Origin of the sequence: Aliihoeflea sp. 40Bstr573 (assembly GCF_024105655.1) — a bacterium.
Taxonomy (GTDB): Bacteria; Pseudomonadota; Alphaproteobacteria; order Rhizobiales; family Rhizobiaceae; genus Aliihoeflea.
Genome location: NZ_JAAAMH010000007.1, coordinates 171,884 through 187,390 on the forward strand (window position 1 = coordinate 171,884; position 15,507 = coordinate 187,390).

Here is a 15,507-nt window from a genome sequence, read left to right on the forward strand (position 1 = left end):
GCCGAAGCACCCGTTAATGTCCCGAGCAATATTCCGTTAACCCTAACGGAGCGTTAAAAGGGACCCTCAACTGCTTCGCGCCCGCCTTCCAGGAGACACCATGCCGATCGAAATCACCGAAACGCCGCTCGCCGATGCGAAGCCCATCCATGTCGTCGCCAAGGGCGCGCTGGACGACGCAGCGATCGACGCGCGCGCGCGCGCCTGGGCCAAGGCCAGCGGCTTTTCCGGCCAGTCGGGCAAGGTTCTCGCCTTCCCAGACGCCGACGGCGAACCTGCGGGCGCACTGGTCGGCATCGGCAGCGAGGACGGCCCAACAGCGGCGCTCGCGCTCGGGCGCCTTGCGCGCGACCTTCCATCGGGCGAATGGGCCTTCGCGCCGGGCGCGTTCGATGCTCACCTTGCAACGCTCGCTTTGGTGCTCGGCGGATATCGGTTCGAGCGCTACTGGAAGGACAGCCCGCGCGACATCCGCTTGCAGCTTACCGCCGGCGTCGACCTTGCCCGCGTCACCCGCGAGGCCGAGGGCGTCATCCTCGCCCGCGACCTCATCAACACGCCGACCAACGACATGGGCCCGGCCGATCTCGAAGAAGCAGCGCGCAGGCTCGCCAAGGGGCACAGTGCGAACATTTCCGTCATCGAGGGCGACGCGCTCGTGAAGCAAAACTTCCCGATGATCCATGCCGTCGGCCGGGCCTCCAGCGAAGCGCCGCGTCTGATCGACTTCACCTGGGGCGCCAAGGACGCGCCCAAGGTGACGCTCGTCGGCAAGGGCGTCTGCTTTGACACAGGCGGTCTCGACATCAAGCCGGCAAGCGGCATGCTGCTGATGAAGAAGGACATGGGCGGCGCGGCGAACGTGCTCGGCCTTGCCTCGATGATCATGAGCGCGGCGCTGAACGTGCGCCTGCGCGTCCTCATTCCCGCCGTCGAGAACGCCATTTCCGGCAACGCCTTCCGGCCGGGCGACGTCCTGATCAGCCGCAAGGGCCTGACCGTCGAGATCGGAAACACGGATGCGGAAGGCCGCCTGATCCTCGCCGATGCGCTGGCGCTCGCCGACGAGGAGAACCCTGAACTTCTGATCGACATGGCGACGCTGACAGGTGCTGCCCGCGTAGCTCTCGGTCCGGACCTGCCGCCCTTCTTCAGCGACGACGAGACGCTCGCCGCCGACCTTTCGCGTGCGGGCGAGACGGTCGCCGATCCCGTTTGGCGGATGCCCCTGTGGAAGCCCTACGCGAAGAAGCTTTCCTCGCGCGTCGCCGACATGAACAACGTCACCACAGACGGCTTCGCCGGCTCCGTCACTGCCGCGCTTTTCCTGCAGAAGTTCGTCGAGAATGCGCGGAGCTGGGTCCATCTCGACATCTTCGGCTGGAACCCGATCGACAAACCCCATGCGCCGATCGGCGGCGAGGCGCAGGCGATCCGGGCGCTGATGCGCGTCCTCGAGGCGCGGTACGGCAAATGACCGCCCTCGACCGCCGCCTCCACGCCTTCCGGCCCGACCTCGCCTCGGCGGACCTGCGGGGCCGGGTCACGGCCAGCGCATTCGCAGAAGGCCGGCCGGCACGCATCGCCTCGCCGGTCGTCGACCTGCGGCCCGAACCGCGCGCCGATAGCGGCATCGACACGCAACTGCTCCACGGCGCGACGGTCCGAATATTCGACGAGCGCGAGGGCTGGGCGTGGCTGCAGGCGGACGCCGATGGCTATGTCGGCTACGCGCCGGCATCCGCGCTCGGTGCACCCGAGGAAGCGACGCATGTCGTCGTCGCCCAACGCAGTTTTGTCTATCGCGGCGCCGATTTGCGCTTTCCAGCGACCCAGGCTCATTCAATGGGCGCAACCGTGCGCATCGTCGACGAAACGGAGACGCGCGGCACGCGCTATGCGCTTTTCGATACGGGCGAGGCGATGATCCTCGATCATCTGCGCCCGATCGGCCAACTGGAGGCAGACTACGTCGCGGTCGCCGAGCGCTTCGAGCACGCGCCCTATCTGTGGGGCGGCGTCTCCGGTTTCGGCATCGACTGTTCAGGGCTGGTGCAGCTTTCGATGGCAATGGCGGGCATTCCAGTGCTGCGCGACACGGACATGCAGGCGGCAAGCATCGGAGCGGCGCTCGACATCGGAACCGATCTCGCCGGCCTGCGGCGCGGCGACCTCGTCTTCTGGAAAGGCCATGTCGCGATCATGATCGATCCGGCTTCCATGATCCACGCCAGCGGGCACACGATGTGCGTTACACGCGAGAAGCTTTCCGATGCCGTCGCGCGCATCGGCCATCTCTATGGCGGGCCGACCGGGTTTCGCCGGCCCTGATCAGTAGCCCGCCGAACGATCCACCAGATGCTGCAGCGGATCGCCCCGCTCGAAGCGGTCCATTTGATCCAGCATCAGCGGCACGAGATGGCGTGCGTCGGACGTGGCGGCCGCGTGGGGCGTGAGGAAGACGCGGGGATGCGTCCACAGCGGGCTCGTCGTCGCCAGCGGCTCGGTCTCGAAGACGTCGAGGCTCGCTTCCTTGAGCGTGCCGTCATCGAGCGCGCGCAGGATGTCCGCCTCTTTCTGCAACTTGCCCCGGCCGGCATTGATCAGGCAGGCGCCGCCAAGCTGATTGTCGCGGCGCAGCTTCGTGATGAGGTCGTAGTCGACGATTCCCTCGGTCGCCGGCGTGTGCGGCAGCAGGACTACGAGGATGTCGGTGGCGTTAAGGAACGGCGTCAGCCCCGCCTCGCCGCTGAACGTTTCCACGCCCTCGACTGTCTTTGCCGTCCGCGTCCAGCCCTTCACGTCAAACCCGACCGCCTTCAGCGCTTTCGCAGCGGCTTGGCCCAGTTCGCCGAGGCCCAAAATGCCGACAGAGACGTCCGGCGAGGCGGGCTGCGCGATCTCTCGCCAGCTCTTCTTCGCCTGTTCGGAGCGGTAGAACATGCCCTGGCGCTGATGGTCGAGCACGCGCCAGACGACATAGTCGACCATGTGCTGGGTGAGGTTTCCGGCCACCACGCGAACGATAGGCACATCGGGCAGGTTCGGGTCGGCAAAGATGTGGTCGACCCCTGCGCCGATCGAGAAGATCGCCTTCAGGTTCGGCAGCGCGGCGAGAATTCCAGGCTGGTGCTTCCAGACCACCGCATAGTCGATCGACGGGTCGCTCCCGCCCTGCGGCTCGATCACCACCTCGCGCGTTGCCGAAAGAAGCTCATGCCACTTCTTGGGGTTGAAGCCCTGGACGGACAGAAGAATGCGGCCCGCACGGTGGTCGGTCATGGTCTGCTCCCTGATGTCTTCTTCTATTCGCTGACGACGCCGGCTGGCGCGGTCGCGAGATCGAAGGCGGCGGCGATCAGCGCCTTCGTGTAGTCGGTCTGCGGGTTCTCGAAGATCTGCTGGCTGGTGCCGTATTCGACGACCTTGCCGTTGCGCATCACGATCACCTCGTTCGCCAGCGCGCGCACGACCTTCAGGTCGTGGCTGATGAAGAGGTATGCGAGCTGGTGCTTCTTCTGCAGGTCGCGCAACAGGTCGACGACCTGCGCCTGCACGCTCATGTCGAGCGCCGAGGTCGGCTCGTCGAGCATGACGAAGCGGGGATTGAGCACCATGGCCCGCGCGATAGCGATGCGCTGGCGCTGGCCGCCGGAAAATTCGTGCGGATAGCGGAAACGCGTCGCCGGATCGAGACCCACTTCCTTGAGGACGTCCACCACCAATACGTCGCGCGCGTCCGCATCGAGCCTGGGCTGGTGGATGCGCAGCCCTTCCTCGATGATCTCCGAGACCGACATACGCGGCGAGAGCGAGCCGAACGGATCCTGGAAGACGATCTGCATCTCGCGGCGCAGCGGCTTCATCTCGCGGAACGAGAAGTCATCGATCGCCTTGTCGCCGAGCATGATCTTGCCTTCAGACGAGATCATGCGCGAGAGCGCCAGTCCCAGCGTCGTCTTGCCGGAGCCGGATTCGCCGACCACCCCAAGCGTCTGGCCGGCGCGCACCGTCACGTCGATGCCGTCCACCGCCTTCACATGGTCCACCGTCTTGCGGAAGAAGCCTTCCTTGATCGGGAACCAGACCTTGATGTCCTCACCCTTCATGACGACGGGTGCTGCTTCGTTTGCCGCCGGCGGCTCGCCCTTGGGCTCGGCCGCGAGAAGGTGGCGCGTGTATTCGTGTTTCGGATTGGCGAAGACCTCTGCGGTCGGCCCTTCCTCGACGATCTTGCCCTTCGTCATCACGCAGACGCGGTCCGCGATGCGCCGCACGATGCCGAGATCGTGCGTGATGAAGAGCATCGACATCTTGTTGCGGGTCTTCAATTCGCCGAGGAGTTCGAGGATCTGCGCCTGGACGGTCACGTCGAGCGCGGTCGTCGGCTCGTCGGCGATCAGGAGCTTCGGCTCGTTGGCGAGGGCCATCGCGATCATGACGCGCTGGCGCTGGCCGCCGGAAAGCTGATGCGGATAAGCGCCGAGCCGCTTTTCGGGCTCGCGGATGCCGACTTCGTGCAACAGTTCCAGCGTGCGCGCCTTCGACTGCTTCTCGTTCATGCCGCGATGCAGTTTCAGGGTCTCGCCGATCTGCCGCTCGATCGTGTGCAGCGGATTGAGCGACGTCATCGGCTCCTGGAAGATCATCGTGATGTCGTCGCCGCGCACGCGCATCAGCGCCCTCTCGTCGAGCGCAAGCAAATCCTTGCCCTCAAAGAGTACCTGCCCCGACGGATGGCTCGCCGCGGGATATGACAGAAGTTTCAGGACCGACAGCGCGGAAACCGACTTGCCCGACCCTGACTCGCCGACAAGTGCAACCGTCTCCCCCGACGCGATGTCGAAGGACACATGATCGACGGCGATCTGCTCACGTCCGCCTTGGGTGAAGGCGACGGACAGATCGCGGACGGAAAGAAGCGGAGCGGTCATCGGAAGGTCTTCCGGGGATCGAAGGCGTCGCGCACGGCCTCGCCGATGAAGATCAGCAGGGACAGCATGATGGAGAGCGACAGGAAGCCGACGATGCCGAGCCAGGGCGCGTTCAGATTGCGCTGGCCCTGGCGCAGGAGTTCGCCGAGCGAAGCGGAGCCGGGCGGCAGGCCGAAGCCCAGGAAGTCGAGCGAGGTCAGCGTCGTGATCGAGCCGTTGAGGATGAAGGGCAGGAAGGTCAGAGTCGCAACCATCGCGTTCGGCAGGAGGTGACGGAACATGATCGTCGCATTGCCGACGCCAAGCGCGCGCGCGGCGTTCACATATTCGAAGTTGCGCGCGCGCAGGAATTCGGCGCGCACCACGCCGACGAACGCCACCCATGAGAAGAGCAGCATGATGCCAAGCAGGATGAAGAAGCCGGGCGGCAGGATCGCGGCGATGATGAGGATCAGATAGAGAACCGGGATCGACGACCAGATCTCGATCACGCGCTGGAAGATCAGGTCCGTCCAGCCACCGAAATAGCCCTGCACCGCGCCGGCCGAGACGCCGATGATCGCCGAAGCTGCCGTCAGGACGAGGCCGAACAGGACCGAGATGCGGAAGCCGTAGATGACACGCGCGGCAACGTCACGCGCCTGGTCGTCCGTGCCGAGCCAGTTGAAATTGCCGAGCGTGCAGTTCGGATCGTCCGCGCCCTCGAAATAGCGCTGGCAGCGCGTCTCGCGATCATAGAGCCAGGACGGCTTGGCAGGCGCCGCTTGCGGGATTTCGTTATTCACCGTGCGGTAGGAATAGCGGATCGGTGGCCAGATCATCCAGCCATTCGCCTCGATCTCCTCCTGGATGACCGGATCGCGATAGTCGGTTACCGCGAGGAACCCGCCGAACTTCTCCTCCGGGTAGTCGACGATGGTCGGGAACAGGATTTCGCCGTTGTAGGAGGCAAGGACGGGCCTGTCGTTGGCGATGAACTCGGCGAACAGCGACAGGACAAACAGGACGAGGAATATCCAGAGCGACCAGTATCCGCGCCGGTTCGCCTTGAAGTTCTGCCAGCGGCGCTGGTTGAGCGGCGACAGCCACGGCCTCCTGACCTTCTCGCGCACTTCCTCGACCTGCGCTTTCGAAAGGATATCCGACATCAGACGTCCCTCCGCTCGAAGTCGATGCGCGGATCGACCCATGTGTACATCAGGTCCGACAGGAGGCTGACGAGCAGCCCGATCAGCGAGAAGATGTAGAGCGTGGCGAAGACGACCGGGTAGTCACGGTCGAGCACGGAGCGGAAGCCGAGGAGCCCGAGCCCGTCGAGCGAGAAGATGTTCTCGATCAGGAGCGAGCCGGTGAAGAAGGCCGAGATGAACGCGCCGGGGAAGCCGGCGATGATGATCAGCATCGCATTGCGGAAGACGTGACGATACAGCACCTGCCGCTCCGAAAGCCCTTTTGCGCGCGCGGTGACGACGTATTGCTTGCGGATTTCCTCAAGGAAAGAATTCTTGGTCAGAAGCGTCGTGGTGGCGAAGGCCGAGAGGACCATCGCCGTCAGCGGCAGGGCTAGGTGCCAGAAATAGTCGAGGATGCGCTCGGGCCATGAAAGGTCCGACCAGTTCTCCGATGTCAGGCCGCGCAGCGGGAACCAGTCGAAGAACGAGCCGCCCGCAAACAGCACCATCAACAAGATCGCGAACAGGAAGCCCGGGATCGCGTAGGCGATGATAACGACCCCGCTGGTCCACACGTCGAAGCTCGATCCATCCTTGACCGCCTTGCGGATGCCCAGGGGGATGGAGATCGTGTAGGAGATGAGCGTGATCCACAAACCGAGCGAGATCGACACCGGCATCTTCTCGACGATCAGGTCGATCACGGAAATGTCGCGGAAGTAGCTCTCCCCGAAGTCGAAGCGGATGTAGTTCCAGATCATGTTGGCGAAGCGCTCGAGCGGCGGCTTGTCGAAGCCGAACTGGCGCTCGAGTTGGGCGATGAATTCGGGGTCGAGCCCCTGCGCGCCGCGATAGCTGGATTCGCCGCCCGTATCGAAGTTCTGGAAGTCGGAGCTGCCGCCGCCAATGCGGTCGGCCGCGCCGCCGCCCTGCCCGGTGATGTTGGCGATGACCTGCTCGACCGGCCCGCCCGGCGCGAACTGGATGACGATGAAGGATATCGCCATGATGCCGAACAGGGTCGGGATCATCAGCAACAGGCGTCGAAGGATATAGGCGCCCATCAGGTGCGCTTCGTCTCGGAAACGGTCAAGTCAACCTCAAGCCCTGCCAATCGATTTCGCCTTTTCCTCGTCGTACCACCACAGGGCCTCGACCGGAAAGCCATAGTCCGGCTTTGGGTCCTTGAAGCCGAACATGTCCCAATAGGCCGCCCGGTGATTCGGTGCATGCCAATTTGGTATCCAGTCATGACGCGCGCGCAAGATGCGGTCCATGACCTTGAGCGTGACGACGAGCTCGTCGCGCGTCTCGGCCCTGCCGGCACGCTTGATCAGCGCGTCGAGCGCTGGCGATTTCGTACCCGGATAGTTGCGCGTGCCCGGCAGGCCGGCCGAGCGCGAATGGAAGAAGTTGGCGAGCGAATCGCGCGTCGGTGTCGCGCCGAAGGAGGCCGCCATGCCCACCATGTCGAAGTCGAAGTCGAGCTGGCGCGCCTGGTACTGGGCCGAATCGACCTGCCGGATCGAGGCGTCGATGCCGATCTGGCGCATGTTCTCTATGAAGGGCGAACCCGAGCGGATGAAGACCTCGTCCTGAATCAGATACTCGACCGACAAGGTCTGGCCGGCGGCATTCTTCAGCGTGCGCCCATCCGCCTGCCACCCGGCTTCCATCAGCAGGCGGCGCGCTTCGCGCAACAGGCGCCGGTCGCGGCCCGAACCGTCCGATGTCGGGGCGACCACCGCCTCGCCGAAGGCTTCCTCGGGGATTTCGCCGCGGAACTCCTCCAATAAAGCGAGTTCCGCCTGGGAAGGCGCGCCCTCTGCGCGGAACTCCGATTTCTCGAACACCGAGTTGGAGCGCGCATAGGCGCCGTAGAAGAGATTGCGGTTCGTCCATTCGAAGTCGAAGCACATGCCGATCGCCTGGCGCGTGCGCGGATCGGCGAACTTCTCGCGCCGCTGGTTCAGCGCCCAAGCCTGCATGGAGGGCGACTTCTCGCTCGGGAACTCGCGCTTGACGACGCGCCCCTCCGTGATCGCCGGGAAATCATAGCCCGTCGCCCAGGTTCGCGCCGTGAATTCCTGGCGGAACTGGATGTCCCCCTTCTTGAACGCCTCGAAGGCGGCATTGCGGTCGCGGTAAAACTCGATGCGGATCGTATCGAAATGAAAGAGCCCGCGCATGACCGGCAAGTCGCGCGCCCAGTAGTCATCGACGCGGTCATATTCGATTGTCTGACCCGCATTGACCAGGCCGACCTTGTACGGCCCCGAGCCGAGCGGCGGATTGAGCTGCGAGGCGTCGAACGGGTTTTCCTCGTAGAAAGCCTTGGAGACGATCGGCATCGAGATGACCGAAAAGATCGTGCGCGAGGACTGGTTGCCGCTGAAGGCGATGCGGAAGGTCGCCTCGTCCTCGGCCACCGCCTCCGTCATCTCGGTCAGCGGCAGGATGAGCGAGGGGTGCCCCTTTTCCTTGAAGAGATTGAACGAATAGGCGACGTCCTCGGCCGTCAGATTGGAGCCGTCATGGAAGCGCGCCTGCGGCCGCAGCTTGAAAGTGAAGGAATTGCGGTCGTCCGCGATCGTCACCGTCTCGGCGAGAAGGCCGTAGGCCGAATCCGGCTCGTCGAGCGAGCCGGCCATCAAGCTGTCGAAGCAAAGCTCCATGCGCGGCGGCGCATCGCCGCGCGGCACGAAGGAGTTCAGCGTGTTGAAGGTGAGGACCGACTGGTTGTAGCCCCAGTTCGGCACCGAGAAGTTGAACCGTCCGCCCTTGGGGGCTTCAGGGTTCGCATAGTCGAAATGCGTGAAGTCCGGCCCGTATTTCAGGTCGCCGAAGGCCGAGATGCCATGCAGCGGCGTTCCGGTTTGAAGCTGCGCAAGCGCTGCGCGCGGCAGGAACGGCGCAGTGAAAGCCGCGCCGCCAAGCGCAAGAAAGGCGCGGCGGTCGAGAACCGCGCCGCTCATTCCGTTTCCTCGATCTGTTCTTCGATCTGCGCCTCTCGGTGCTGCAATATCCACCAGGACTGCGTGTCGATGCCGGCATATTCAGGCTGCTGCTCGGGAATGCCGAACTTGTTCCAGTAGGCATAGCGCATGGTCGGCTGGAAATATTGCGGCACGGTGTAGTAGTTCCACAAGAGCACCCGGTCGAGCGCGCGCGTGGCGGCCACCAGTTCCTCGCGGTCGGCCGCGTAGATGATCTTGTCGATCAACGCGTCGACCACCGGGTCCTTGATGCCCGGAACGTTGCGCGAACCCTCCGCATCTGCTGCCTGCGAGCTCCAGTAGTCGCGCTGCTCGTTGCCGGGCGATTCGGATTGCGGGAAGCGCGCCGTCACCGCGTCGAACTCGAAGGCCTGGTAGCGCTGGATGTATTGCGAGGTGTCGACGATGCGCAGCGTGGCGTCGATGCCGATGCGGCGCAGATTTGCCATGTAGCCGCCGGTTATGATCTCGCTGGTCGGCGAAGCACCCAGGAACTCGATCCTGAACTGCTCGCCCGTCTCCTTGCTGACCATGCGCCCGTCCCGGATCGTCCAGCCAGCTTCCTCGAAGAGGCGCACCGCCTCGCGCAGATTGTCGCGTTGCGCGCCTGGCGTGTCGAAGACCGGCAGCTCGAATTCCTCGGTGAAGAGCTCGGTGGGCAGTGCGTCACGGTGCGGTTCTAGGATTTCCAGTTCCTTGCCCTCGGGCAGGCCGCTCGAGGCGAGCTCGGAATTCTCGAAATAGCTGGAGAAGCGCTCGTTCATGCCGAAGAACTGAAGACGGTTCTGCTCCTCGAAATTGTAGGCCAGCGTCAGCGCCCGGCGCACGCGCCGGTCCTGGAAGCGCGGCTGGCGCATGTTGAACGCGAACGCCTGCATGTGCTGGATGCCGCCCGATATGAACTCGCGCTTGACCACGTCGCCGCGCTCGAAGGCCGGGAAATTGTACTCGACCGCCCAGCGCCGCGTGCTCGTTTCCAGACGGATGTCCTCGAAGCCGCCGCGCGTAAAGGCCAGGAACTCCGCATTGTCGTCCTGGAAATAGGTGTAGGTCATGCGGTCGAAATTGTTGCGGCCAATGTTGACCGGCTCTTCGGCGCCCCAGTAATCGTCGACACGCTCCCAAACGATGCGTGAGCCCGGATCGAAGGATGCGATCTTGTAGGGACCGCTGCCGAGCGGCGCCTCGAGCGTCGGATTGGCGATGTTGCGCTTTTGCCCCCGCGCGTTCTCGCCTTCCCACCAGTGCTTCGGCAAAACGGCCAGATCGCCCATGATGTGAGGCAGTTCGCGATTGCCGGTCTGGTCGAAGGTGAACTCGACCTCGCGCTCGGAAACAGCGACGGCCTCGGTCACGTTGGCATAATAGCGGCTGTAGGCTGGGCTGATCTCCTTCAGCTTCTCGAACGACCAGACCACATCTTCGGCGGTAATGGGCTCGCCATCGTGCCAGCGCGCGTTGGGGTTGAGCCGATAGGTGGCGGACGAATAGTCGTCCGGATAGGTGAACGCCTCGGCGATCAGCGCGTGGCTCGTCCCGGCTTCGTCGGGGGACTGCTGCATGAGCGTATCCCAGAGAAGGCCGCCGAACTGGCTGAGACCCGCCGCTGGCGTGCCCCGCACGATAAAGGGGTTGAAGCTGTCGAATGTGCCGAAGGCGGCCGAATTCAACGTTCCGCCCTTGGGAGCATCGGGATTGACGTAGGAATAGCGGGTGAATTCCTCGGCGGGCGGTTCGGTCTGGATCAGCGACGACGTCGTGCGCCATTGCGCCTCGCCGTCCTGCGCAATCGCGCTTCCCGTGCCCATGGCCAGAACTGCCACCGCGATCAGCGAATTGCGCAACTTGTTGCCGCTGCTGCTGAAAACCATCCGACGCGTCTCCTCTTCGTCTGCACGCGCACCCTACCCGATCGGGCGCGATTGGAAACCGGCAGTGCGGCTAAACTTTGCGTGGCTGCCCATTCCGCCGGATGCAAAAAAGCCGGGCAAAACCCGGCTTTTTCGTGATCGTTGAAATTACGCTTTGGTTAGTTCTGCGCCGGAGCCCGCTGCTCCTCGTCGGACACTTCGCCATCGGGAGCGGGCGTTGCTGCATCTGTTTCGGGCGACGCGGCGGAACCGTCTTCCTCGCGGGGAACTTCGATCGGTGCAGCTTCGGTCTCGGTCGTCGCATCCGCGTCAGCGGGTTCGGTTGCGTCACCGGCAGGCGCAGCGGCGCCATTTGCCGGCGCGGCCCCGTCCGCAGCGGGGCCGGCTTCGGCGCCAGCCGCTGCTTCCTCGCCTGCAGCGGCTGGCGCGGCTTCCTCACCGTCTGCGGGGGCAGCGTCTTCGCCCTCGGCCGGAGCGGCGGCGTCACCCTCTGCGCCTTCTTCCTCGGCAGCGGCCGGCTCGGGCAGCGGCAGCGGATTGTCCGACTGCGCATTGATGTAGGCGATCAGGTTGGCTTCTTCCTGCGGGTCGCGCATGCCGGCGAAGGCCATGATCGTGCCGGGGATGTACGAACGCGGGTTCACCAGGAACGCGCTCATGTTCTCGAATTCCCAGGTCTTGGTGCCGCCCTCGGAATACGCCGTCATCGCGGCGGAGTAGGAAAAGCCTTCGTGCGACGCGACGACGCGGCCCAGCACGTCGTGCAGGTTCGGCCCGACGCGGTTCGCGCCACCGGCTTCAATCGTGTGGCACGAGGCGCAGCGGCGGAAAGCGGCTTCGCCGGCGGCCGGATCGGCGGTGGCAAGAAGGTCTAGCGCGCTCGGTCCGCTTTCAGCGGGCGCGCCGCCGCCAGCCGGCTCGTCGGGAACCTCGATCGCATAGCCCGGAGTTTCAGGGGCGTGGGACGCAAAGATCGCATCCGAGACCAAGCTGACCGAAAAGACGACGAACACGACGCCCAAAAACGCGCCGATCAGCTTGTTGAGTTCAAAAGAGTCCATCTACCCAAGGCTCCAAGGTTCGACCGGGGTGATGGGCCGTGCGGCCGGCGCACACGCGTCAAAGGGTCCCCCACCCGGTCGTGCCGGTGAAAATCGCGCGGAAACTAGGTCTTTTGCTTGGATGTTGCAACACATATAAGGGCCTTTCCACGTGAGACCTTTTGACACTTTTCCGACTGTCCCGAGAGCAGCACCGCCGCGCCCCAGATGTCCCGACTGATCCTCATTCCCGCCCGCATGGCCTCCACCCGCCTGCCCGGCAAGCCGCTGGCCGACATAGGCGGACTGCCGATGATTGCGCAGGTGGCGAGGCGCGCGGCCGAAAGCGGCGCCGGCGAGATCGCCATCGCAACCGACAGCGCCGAGGTGGCCCGCGCTGTCGAGGCGCTCGGCTTCACGGCCGTGATGACGGCGCAAACGCACCAGTCAGGCTCGGACCGCATCTTCGAGGCGTTGAAAACGCTCGACCCTGCCGGCCGCCATGGGACGATCGTCAATCTCCAGGGTGACCTGCCGACCATCGATCCCGCGCTGATCGCAAGAACGGCCGACGTGCTTGAAGAAGGCGACGCGGATATCGCCACACTCGGCGTAGAGATCGCCGACGAGGCGGAGAAGACCAATCCGAACGTCGTCAAGATCGTCGGATCGCCGATAGCGCCCAAGAGGCTGCGCGCACTCTATTTTACCCGTGCGACCGCGCCTTGGGGCGATGGCCCGCTCTACCACCATATCGGCATCTACGCCTATCGCCGCGACGCGCTCGAACGTTTCGTCGGCCTGGGCCCCAGCCCGCTCGAGACGCGCGAACGGCTGGAGCAGTTGCGTGCGCTCGAAGCGGGCATGCGGATCGATGTCGGGCTGGTGAATTCCGTTCCGCTGGGCGTCGACACCCCCGAAGATCTCGAGCGCGCCCGCGCCATCCTTTCCTAAAGAAGAGCCAGAAGCCGCATGTCCAAGACCAACCGCATCGCATTCCAGGGTGAACCCGGCGCCAATTCCGACACCGCCTGCCGGAACATGTTTCCCACCATGGAACCGATGCCCTGCGCAACCTTCGAGGACGCGTTCAACGCGGTCGAGAGTGGCGCGGCCGAACTTGCGATGATCCCGATCGAGAACACGATCGCGGGCCGTGTCGCCGACATCCACCACCTCCTGCCGGAATCGAGCCTGCACATCGTCGGCGAGTATTTCCTGCCGATCCATTTCCAGCTCATGGTGCTGCCGGGCGTGAAGATCGACGAGATCAAGTCCGTCCACAGCCACATCCACGCGCTCGGCCAATGCCGCAACGTGATCCGCAAGCACAAGTGGAAGCCGGTCATCGCCGGCGATACTGCCGGGGCCGCGCGCCAGGTGGCCGAAGAGGGCGACCGCACCGCCGCGGCGCTCGCGCCGGTTCTCGCAGCCGAACTCTACGGCCTCGACATAGTCGCCGAGAACGTGGAAGACACGGACAACAACGTGACCCGCTTCGTCGTTCTGGCCAAGGAAGAATCCCGGGCGCCGCGCAAATCCGCCGACGATCTGATGATGACGACCTTCATCTTTCGCGTGCACAACATTCCGGCCGCGCTCTACAAGGCCATGGGCGGCTTTGCCACCAACGGCGTCAACATGACCAAGCTGGAAAGCTACCAGCTCGGCGGCACCTTCTTCGCCTCACAATTCTACGCCGACATCGAAGGCCATCCCGACGACGCCAATGTCGCGCAGGCGCTGAAGGAACTGGACTTCTTCTCGCGTGAGGTGCGGGTGCTCGGCGTTTATCCGGCGGCCCAGTTCCGCGTCGCGCAGCGCAGCGGCGGTTAGCTGTCCACCCACGCTCGGATCAGATGATTGGCGATCGCGGCGTCCGGCGGCACGATCAGTCCGTCGGGATGCGTACCGGCAATCATCGACCGCACCTCGTCGCGCGTGAACCAACGGCAGGCTTCGAGTTCGGTGAAGTCCGGCGTCAGGTCCTCGTTCATCGCCTCGCCAAAACAGCCGATCATCAGCGAGTGGGGAAACGGCCAGGGCTGGCTGGCATGATAGGCGACGCGGCCGACCCGCACGCCCGATTCCTCCAGCGTCTCGCGCCGTACCGCATCCTCGATCGTCTCGCCCGGCTCGACGAAGCCGGCCAGCGTTGAGAACATGCCCGGCACGAAATGCGGGCTGCGGCCCATCAGGCATCGCTCCTGCGTCACCGTCAGCATGATGACGACGGGGTCGGTGCGCGGAAAATGCTGTGCGCCGCAACCGGTGCACACACACTTGTATCCGCCGATCCGGGCTTCGGTCGCAGCCCCGCAACGCCCGCAGAAGCGGCAATTGGCGTTCCACGCCAAGAGCGATGCCCCTTGCCCTACCGCGCCAATATCCTCCGGCCCGAGCAGGCCCTGACTATTCAGTGAGCGCAGGTCTATCGCCTTGATGGCGGCCGGCAGGTCTTCCGGCTCGAGTCCGCCGGGCGCGGCGATGACGGGGCCGTTCGCGCCATGTCCCAGCAGCACGGCATGCTGCAGTTTGGCCTTCAGCCCTGTCGCCTCCGATGCCGAAAAGCGGCAATCGGGACCAGCGCCGTTCATCTTCAGATACAGGCGTCCGCCTTGCAGAATCAGGACGGAGAGGCGCGGGTCAGAGAGCGCATCCGCAAGCGCCGTTTCCGAACGGTTCTCGGCCTGCCGGTCGATGCGATTGCCGGCAAAGCCGACGAAACGGCTCGGCTCTTCGGCCGGCCGGTCGAACAAGGCGAATGTCACAGGCGGCCCTTGATGTCGTTGATCAGACCGTGGAGATCCTCACGGCGGTAGGGTTCGGGCTGGCCGTGGCCCCAGACGGGACCTGGCCAGTTCGCGTCGCCTTGCTTGCGCGCGATGACATGGACGTGGAGCTGGCGCACGATATTGCCGAGGGCGCCGATATTGATCTTGTCGCAGCGCGTGACTTCCATCAGCGCCTTGGAGACCAAGGTCGTCTCGAAGGAGAGCATCGCCTGGTCGAGCGGCGTCAGATCGTGGATTTCGACGGCGCCACGGCGCTGCGGGATCATGATCAGCCAGGGCCAGCGCGCATCGTCCATGATCCGCAGCTCGCAAAGACCGAGCCAGATCACTTCGCAACTGTCGCGTTCAAGCTTTCTGTCGAGCTCGAAACCGCCGGCCCTGTGCGGCATGTCCATGTCTCCCTCCTCTCCAAGGATTGCGAAGCTAGAGCGTTTCCCTGCCCGATGGAAGCGAATCGTTCCAGCGATCGATCCGGTCTTGCATTCGCCTTTCGAATTGCCGATATGGGGCGCGGGAGGTTGGTGGTGGACGAGCCACTCGCCAACCGGGTCAGGTCCGGAAGGAAGCAGCCCTAACGAGCCCCGGCACGGGTCACCGTGCCAGCCTCCCACCTTATCCTTCAAGGCCAGGCGTCGGCGCCCTTCTCGGCATTGACGACCGGCTATGTCGGGACAACACTCGCGCCGCGAGGATGAAGGG

The 15,507-nt window shown here is 64.4% G+C and carries 13 protein-coding genes and 1 other RNA gene; 5 read left to right on the plus strand and 9 right to left on the minus strand.

Translation table 11 applies throughout. The annotated features are described in order from the left end of the window. Positions 1-100: 100 nt before the first annotated feature. Together GTK01_RS11180 and GTK01_RS11185 are read left to right on the plus strand one after the other, a co-directional pair. Positions 101-1,477, plus strand: a complete 1,377-nt coding sequence (locus GTK01_RS11180; RefSeq protein WP_252925965.1) for a M17 family metallopeptidase — start codon at positions 101-103, stop codon at positions 1,475-1,477. Then, positions 1,474-2,331: an NlpC/P60 family protein gene (locus GTK01_RS11185; protein ID WP_252925966.1), complete on the plus strand. Its 858-nt coding sequence runs from the start codon at positions 1,474-1,476 to the stop codon at positions 2,329-2,331. The genes GTK01_RS11180 and GTK01_RS11185 overlap by 4 nt, the downstream gene beginning before the upstream one ends. On the opposite strand, the gene GTK01_RS11190 is transcribed toward GTK01_RS11185, so the two are convergent. The 7 genes from GTK01_RS11190 to GTK01_RS11220 form a co-directional block, all read right to left on the minus strand. Next, positions 2,332-3,282, minus strand: coding sequence for a glyoxylate/hydroxypyruvate reductase A (locus GTK01_RS11190; RefSeq protein ID WP_252925967.1), 951 nt, complete (start codon positions 3,280-3,282; stop codon positions 2,332-2,334). A 23-nt stretch (positions 3,283-3,305) separates the two neighbouring features. Then, positions 3,306-4,934 carry an ABC transporter ATP-binding protein gene (locus GTK01_RS11195; protein WP_252925968.1) on the minus strand — a complete coding sequence of 543 codons (1,629 nt, stop codon included), beginning with the start codon at positions 4,932-4,934 and terminating at the stop codon, positions 3,306-3,308. Beyond that, entirely contained in the window at positions 4,931-6,082 is a 1,152-nt protein-coding gene (locus tag GTK01_RS11200) for an ABC transporter permease (RefSeq protein ID WP_252925969.1), read from the minus strand. Before GTK01_RS11200 ends, GTK01_RS11195 begins: the two co-directional genes overlap by 4 nt. Further along, the gene (locus GTK01_RS11205; RefSeq protein ID WP_252925970.1) at positions 6,082-7,170 is read right to left on the minus strand and encodes a microcin C ABC transporter permease YejB; all 1,089 of its coding nucleotides are present in this window, start codon (positions 7,168-7,170) and stop codon (positions 6,082-6,084) included. Before GTK01_RS11205 ends, GTK01_RS11200 begins: the two co-directional genes overlap by 1 nt. 36 nt (positions 7,171-7,206) lie before the next feature. Further along, complete coding sequence (locus GTK01_RS11210; RefSeq protein WP_252925971.1) at positions 7,207-9,081, minus strand: extracellular solute-binding protein; 1,875 nt, start codon at positions 9,079-9,081, stop codon at positions 7,207-7,209. Beyond that, complete coding sequence (locus GTK01_RS11215; protein WP_371924322.1) at positions 9,078-10,973, minus strand: extracellular solute-binding protein; 1,896 nt, start codon at positions 10,971-10,973, stop codon at positions 9,078-9,080. The genes GTK01_RS11210 and GTK01_RS11215 overlap by 4 nt, the downstream gene beginning before the upstream one ends. A 158-nt stretch (positions 10,974-11,131) precedes the next feature. Then, positions 11,132-12,034: a cytochrome c family protein gene (locus tag GTK01_RS11220; protein ID WP_252925972.1), complete on the minus strand. Its 903-nt coding sequence runs from the start codon at positions 12,032-12,034 to the stop codon at positions 11,132-11,134. Positions 12,035-12,241: 207 nt separating this feature from the next. Between GTK01_RS11220 and GTK01_RS11225 the strand changes: the two genes are divergently transcribed. Together GTK01_RS11225 and GTK01_RS11230 are read left to right on the plus strand one after the other, a co-directional pair. After that, positions 12,242-12,967 (plus strand): 3-deoxy-manno-octulosonate cytidylyltransferase, encoded by a 726-nt coding sequence (locus tag GTK01_RS11225; protein WP_252925973.1) that lies wholly within the window; start codon positions 12,242-12,244, stop codon positions 12,965-12,967. 18 nt (positions 12,968-12,985) lie between these two features. After that, positions 12,986-13,849, plus strand: a complete 864-nt coding sequence (locus tag GTK01_RS11230; RefSeq protein ID WP_252925974.1) for a prephenate dehydratase — start codon at positions 12,986-12,988, stop codon at positions 13,847-13,849. On the opposite strand, the gene nudC is transcribed toward GTK01_RS11230, so the two are convergent. Together nudC and GTK01_RS11240 are read right to left on the minus strand one after the other, a co-directional pair. Further along, positions 13,846-14,784: an NAD(+) diphosphatase gene (gene nudC, locus GTK01_RS11235; RefSeq protein ID WP_252925975.1), complete on the minus strand. Its 939-nt coding sequence runs from the start codon at positions 14,782-14,784 to the stop codon at positions 13,846-13,848. The genes GTK01_RS11230 and nudC overlap by 4 nt on opposite strands. After that, positions 14,781-15,203 (minus strand): HIT domain-containing protein, encoded by a 423-nt coding sequence (locus GTK01_RS11240; protein ID WP_371924323.1) that lies wholly within the window; start codon positions 15,201-15,203, stop codon positions 14,781-14,783. The genes nudC and GTK01_RS11240 overlap by 4 nt, the downstream gene beginning before the upstream one ends. Positions 15,204-15,321: 118 nt before the next feature. On the opposite strand from GTK01_RS11240, the gene ffs reads away from it, so the two are divergent. After that, positions 15,322-15,419: signal recognition particle sRNA small type (gene ffs / locus GTK01_RS11245), an RNA gene on the plus strand. Positions 15,420-15,507 lie beyond the last annotated feature (88 nt).

Bases quoted from the DNA above. Each gene is read 5' to 3' on its own strand.
- GTK01_RS11180 (WP_252925965.1), top strand. From the start codon at position 101: ATGCCGATCGAAATCACCGAAACGCCGCTCGCCGATGCGAAGCCCATC.
- GTK01_RS11185 (WP_252925966.1), top strand. From the start codon at position 1,474: ATGACCGCCCTCGACCGCCGCCTCCACGCCTTCCGGCCCGACCTCGCC.
- GTK01_RS11190 (WP_252925967.1), bottom strand. From the start codon at position 3,282: ATGACCGACCACCGTGCGGGCCGCATTCTTCTGTCCGTCCAGGGCTTC.
- GTK01_RS11195 (WP_252925968.1), bottom strand. From the start codon at position 4,934: ATGACCGCTCCGCTTCTTTCCGTCCGCGATCTGTCCGTCGCCTTCACC.
- GTK01_RS11200 (WP_252925969.1), bottom strand. From the start codon at position 6,082: ATGTCGGATATCCTTTCGAAAGCGCAGGTCGAGGAAGTGCGCGAGAAG.
- GTK01_RS11205 (WP_252925970.1), bottom strand. From the start codon at position 7,170: ATGGGCGCCTATATCCTTCGACGCCTGTTGCTGATGATCCCGACCCTG.
- GTK01_RS11210 (WP_252925971.1), bottom strand. From the start codon at position 9,081: ATGAGCGGCGCGGTTCTCGACCGCCGCGCCTTTCTTGCGCTTGGCGGC.
- GTK01_RS11215 (WP_371924322.1), bottom strand. From the start codon at position 10,973: ATGGTTTTCAGCAGCAGCGGCAACAAGTTGCGCAATTCGCTGATCGCG.
- GTK01_RS11220 (WP_252925972.1), bottom strand. From the start codon at position 12,034: ATGGACTCTTTTGAACTCAACAAGCTGATCGGCGCGTTTTTGGGCGTC.
- GTK01_RS11225 (WP_252925973.1), top strand. From the start codon at position 12,242: ATGTCCCGACTGATCCTCATTCCCGCCCGCATGGCCTCCACCCGCCTG.
- GTK01_RS11230 (WP_252925974.1), top strand. From the start codon at position 12,986: ATGTCCAAGACCAACCGCATCGCATTCCAGGGTGAACCCGGCGCCAAT.
- GTK01_RS11240 (WP_371924323.1), bottom strand. From the start codon at position 15,203: ATGGACATGCCGCACAGGGCCGGCGGTTTCGAGCTCGACAGAAAGCTT.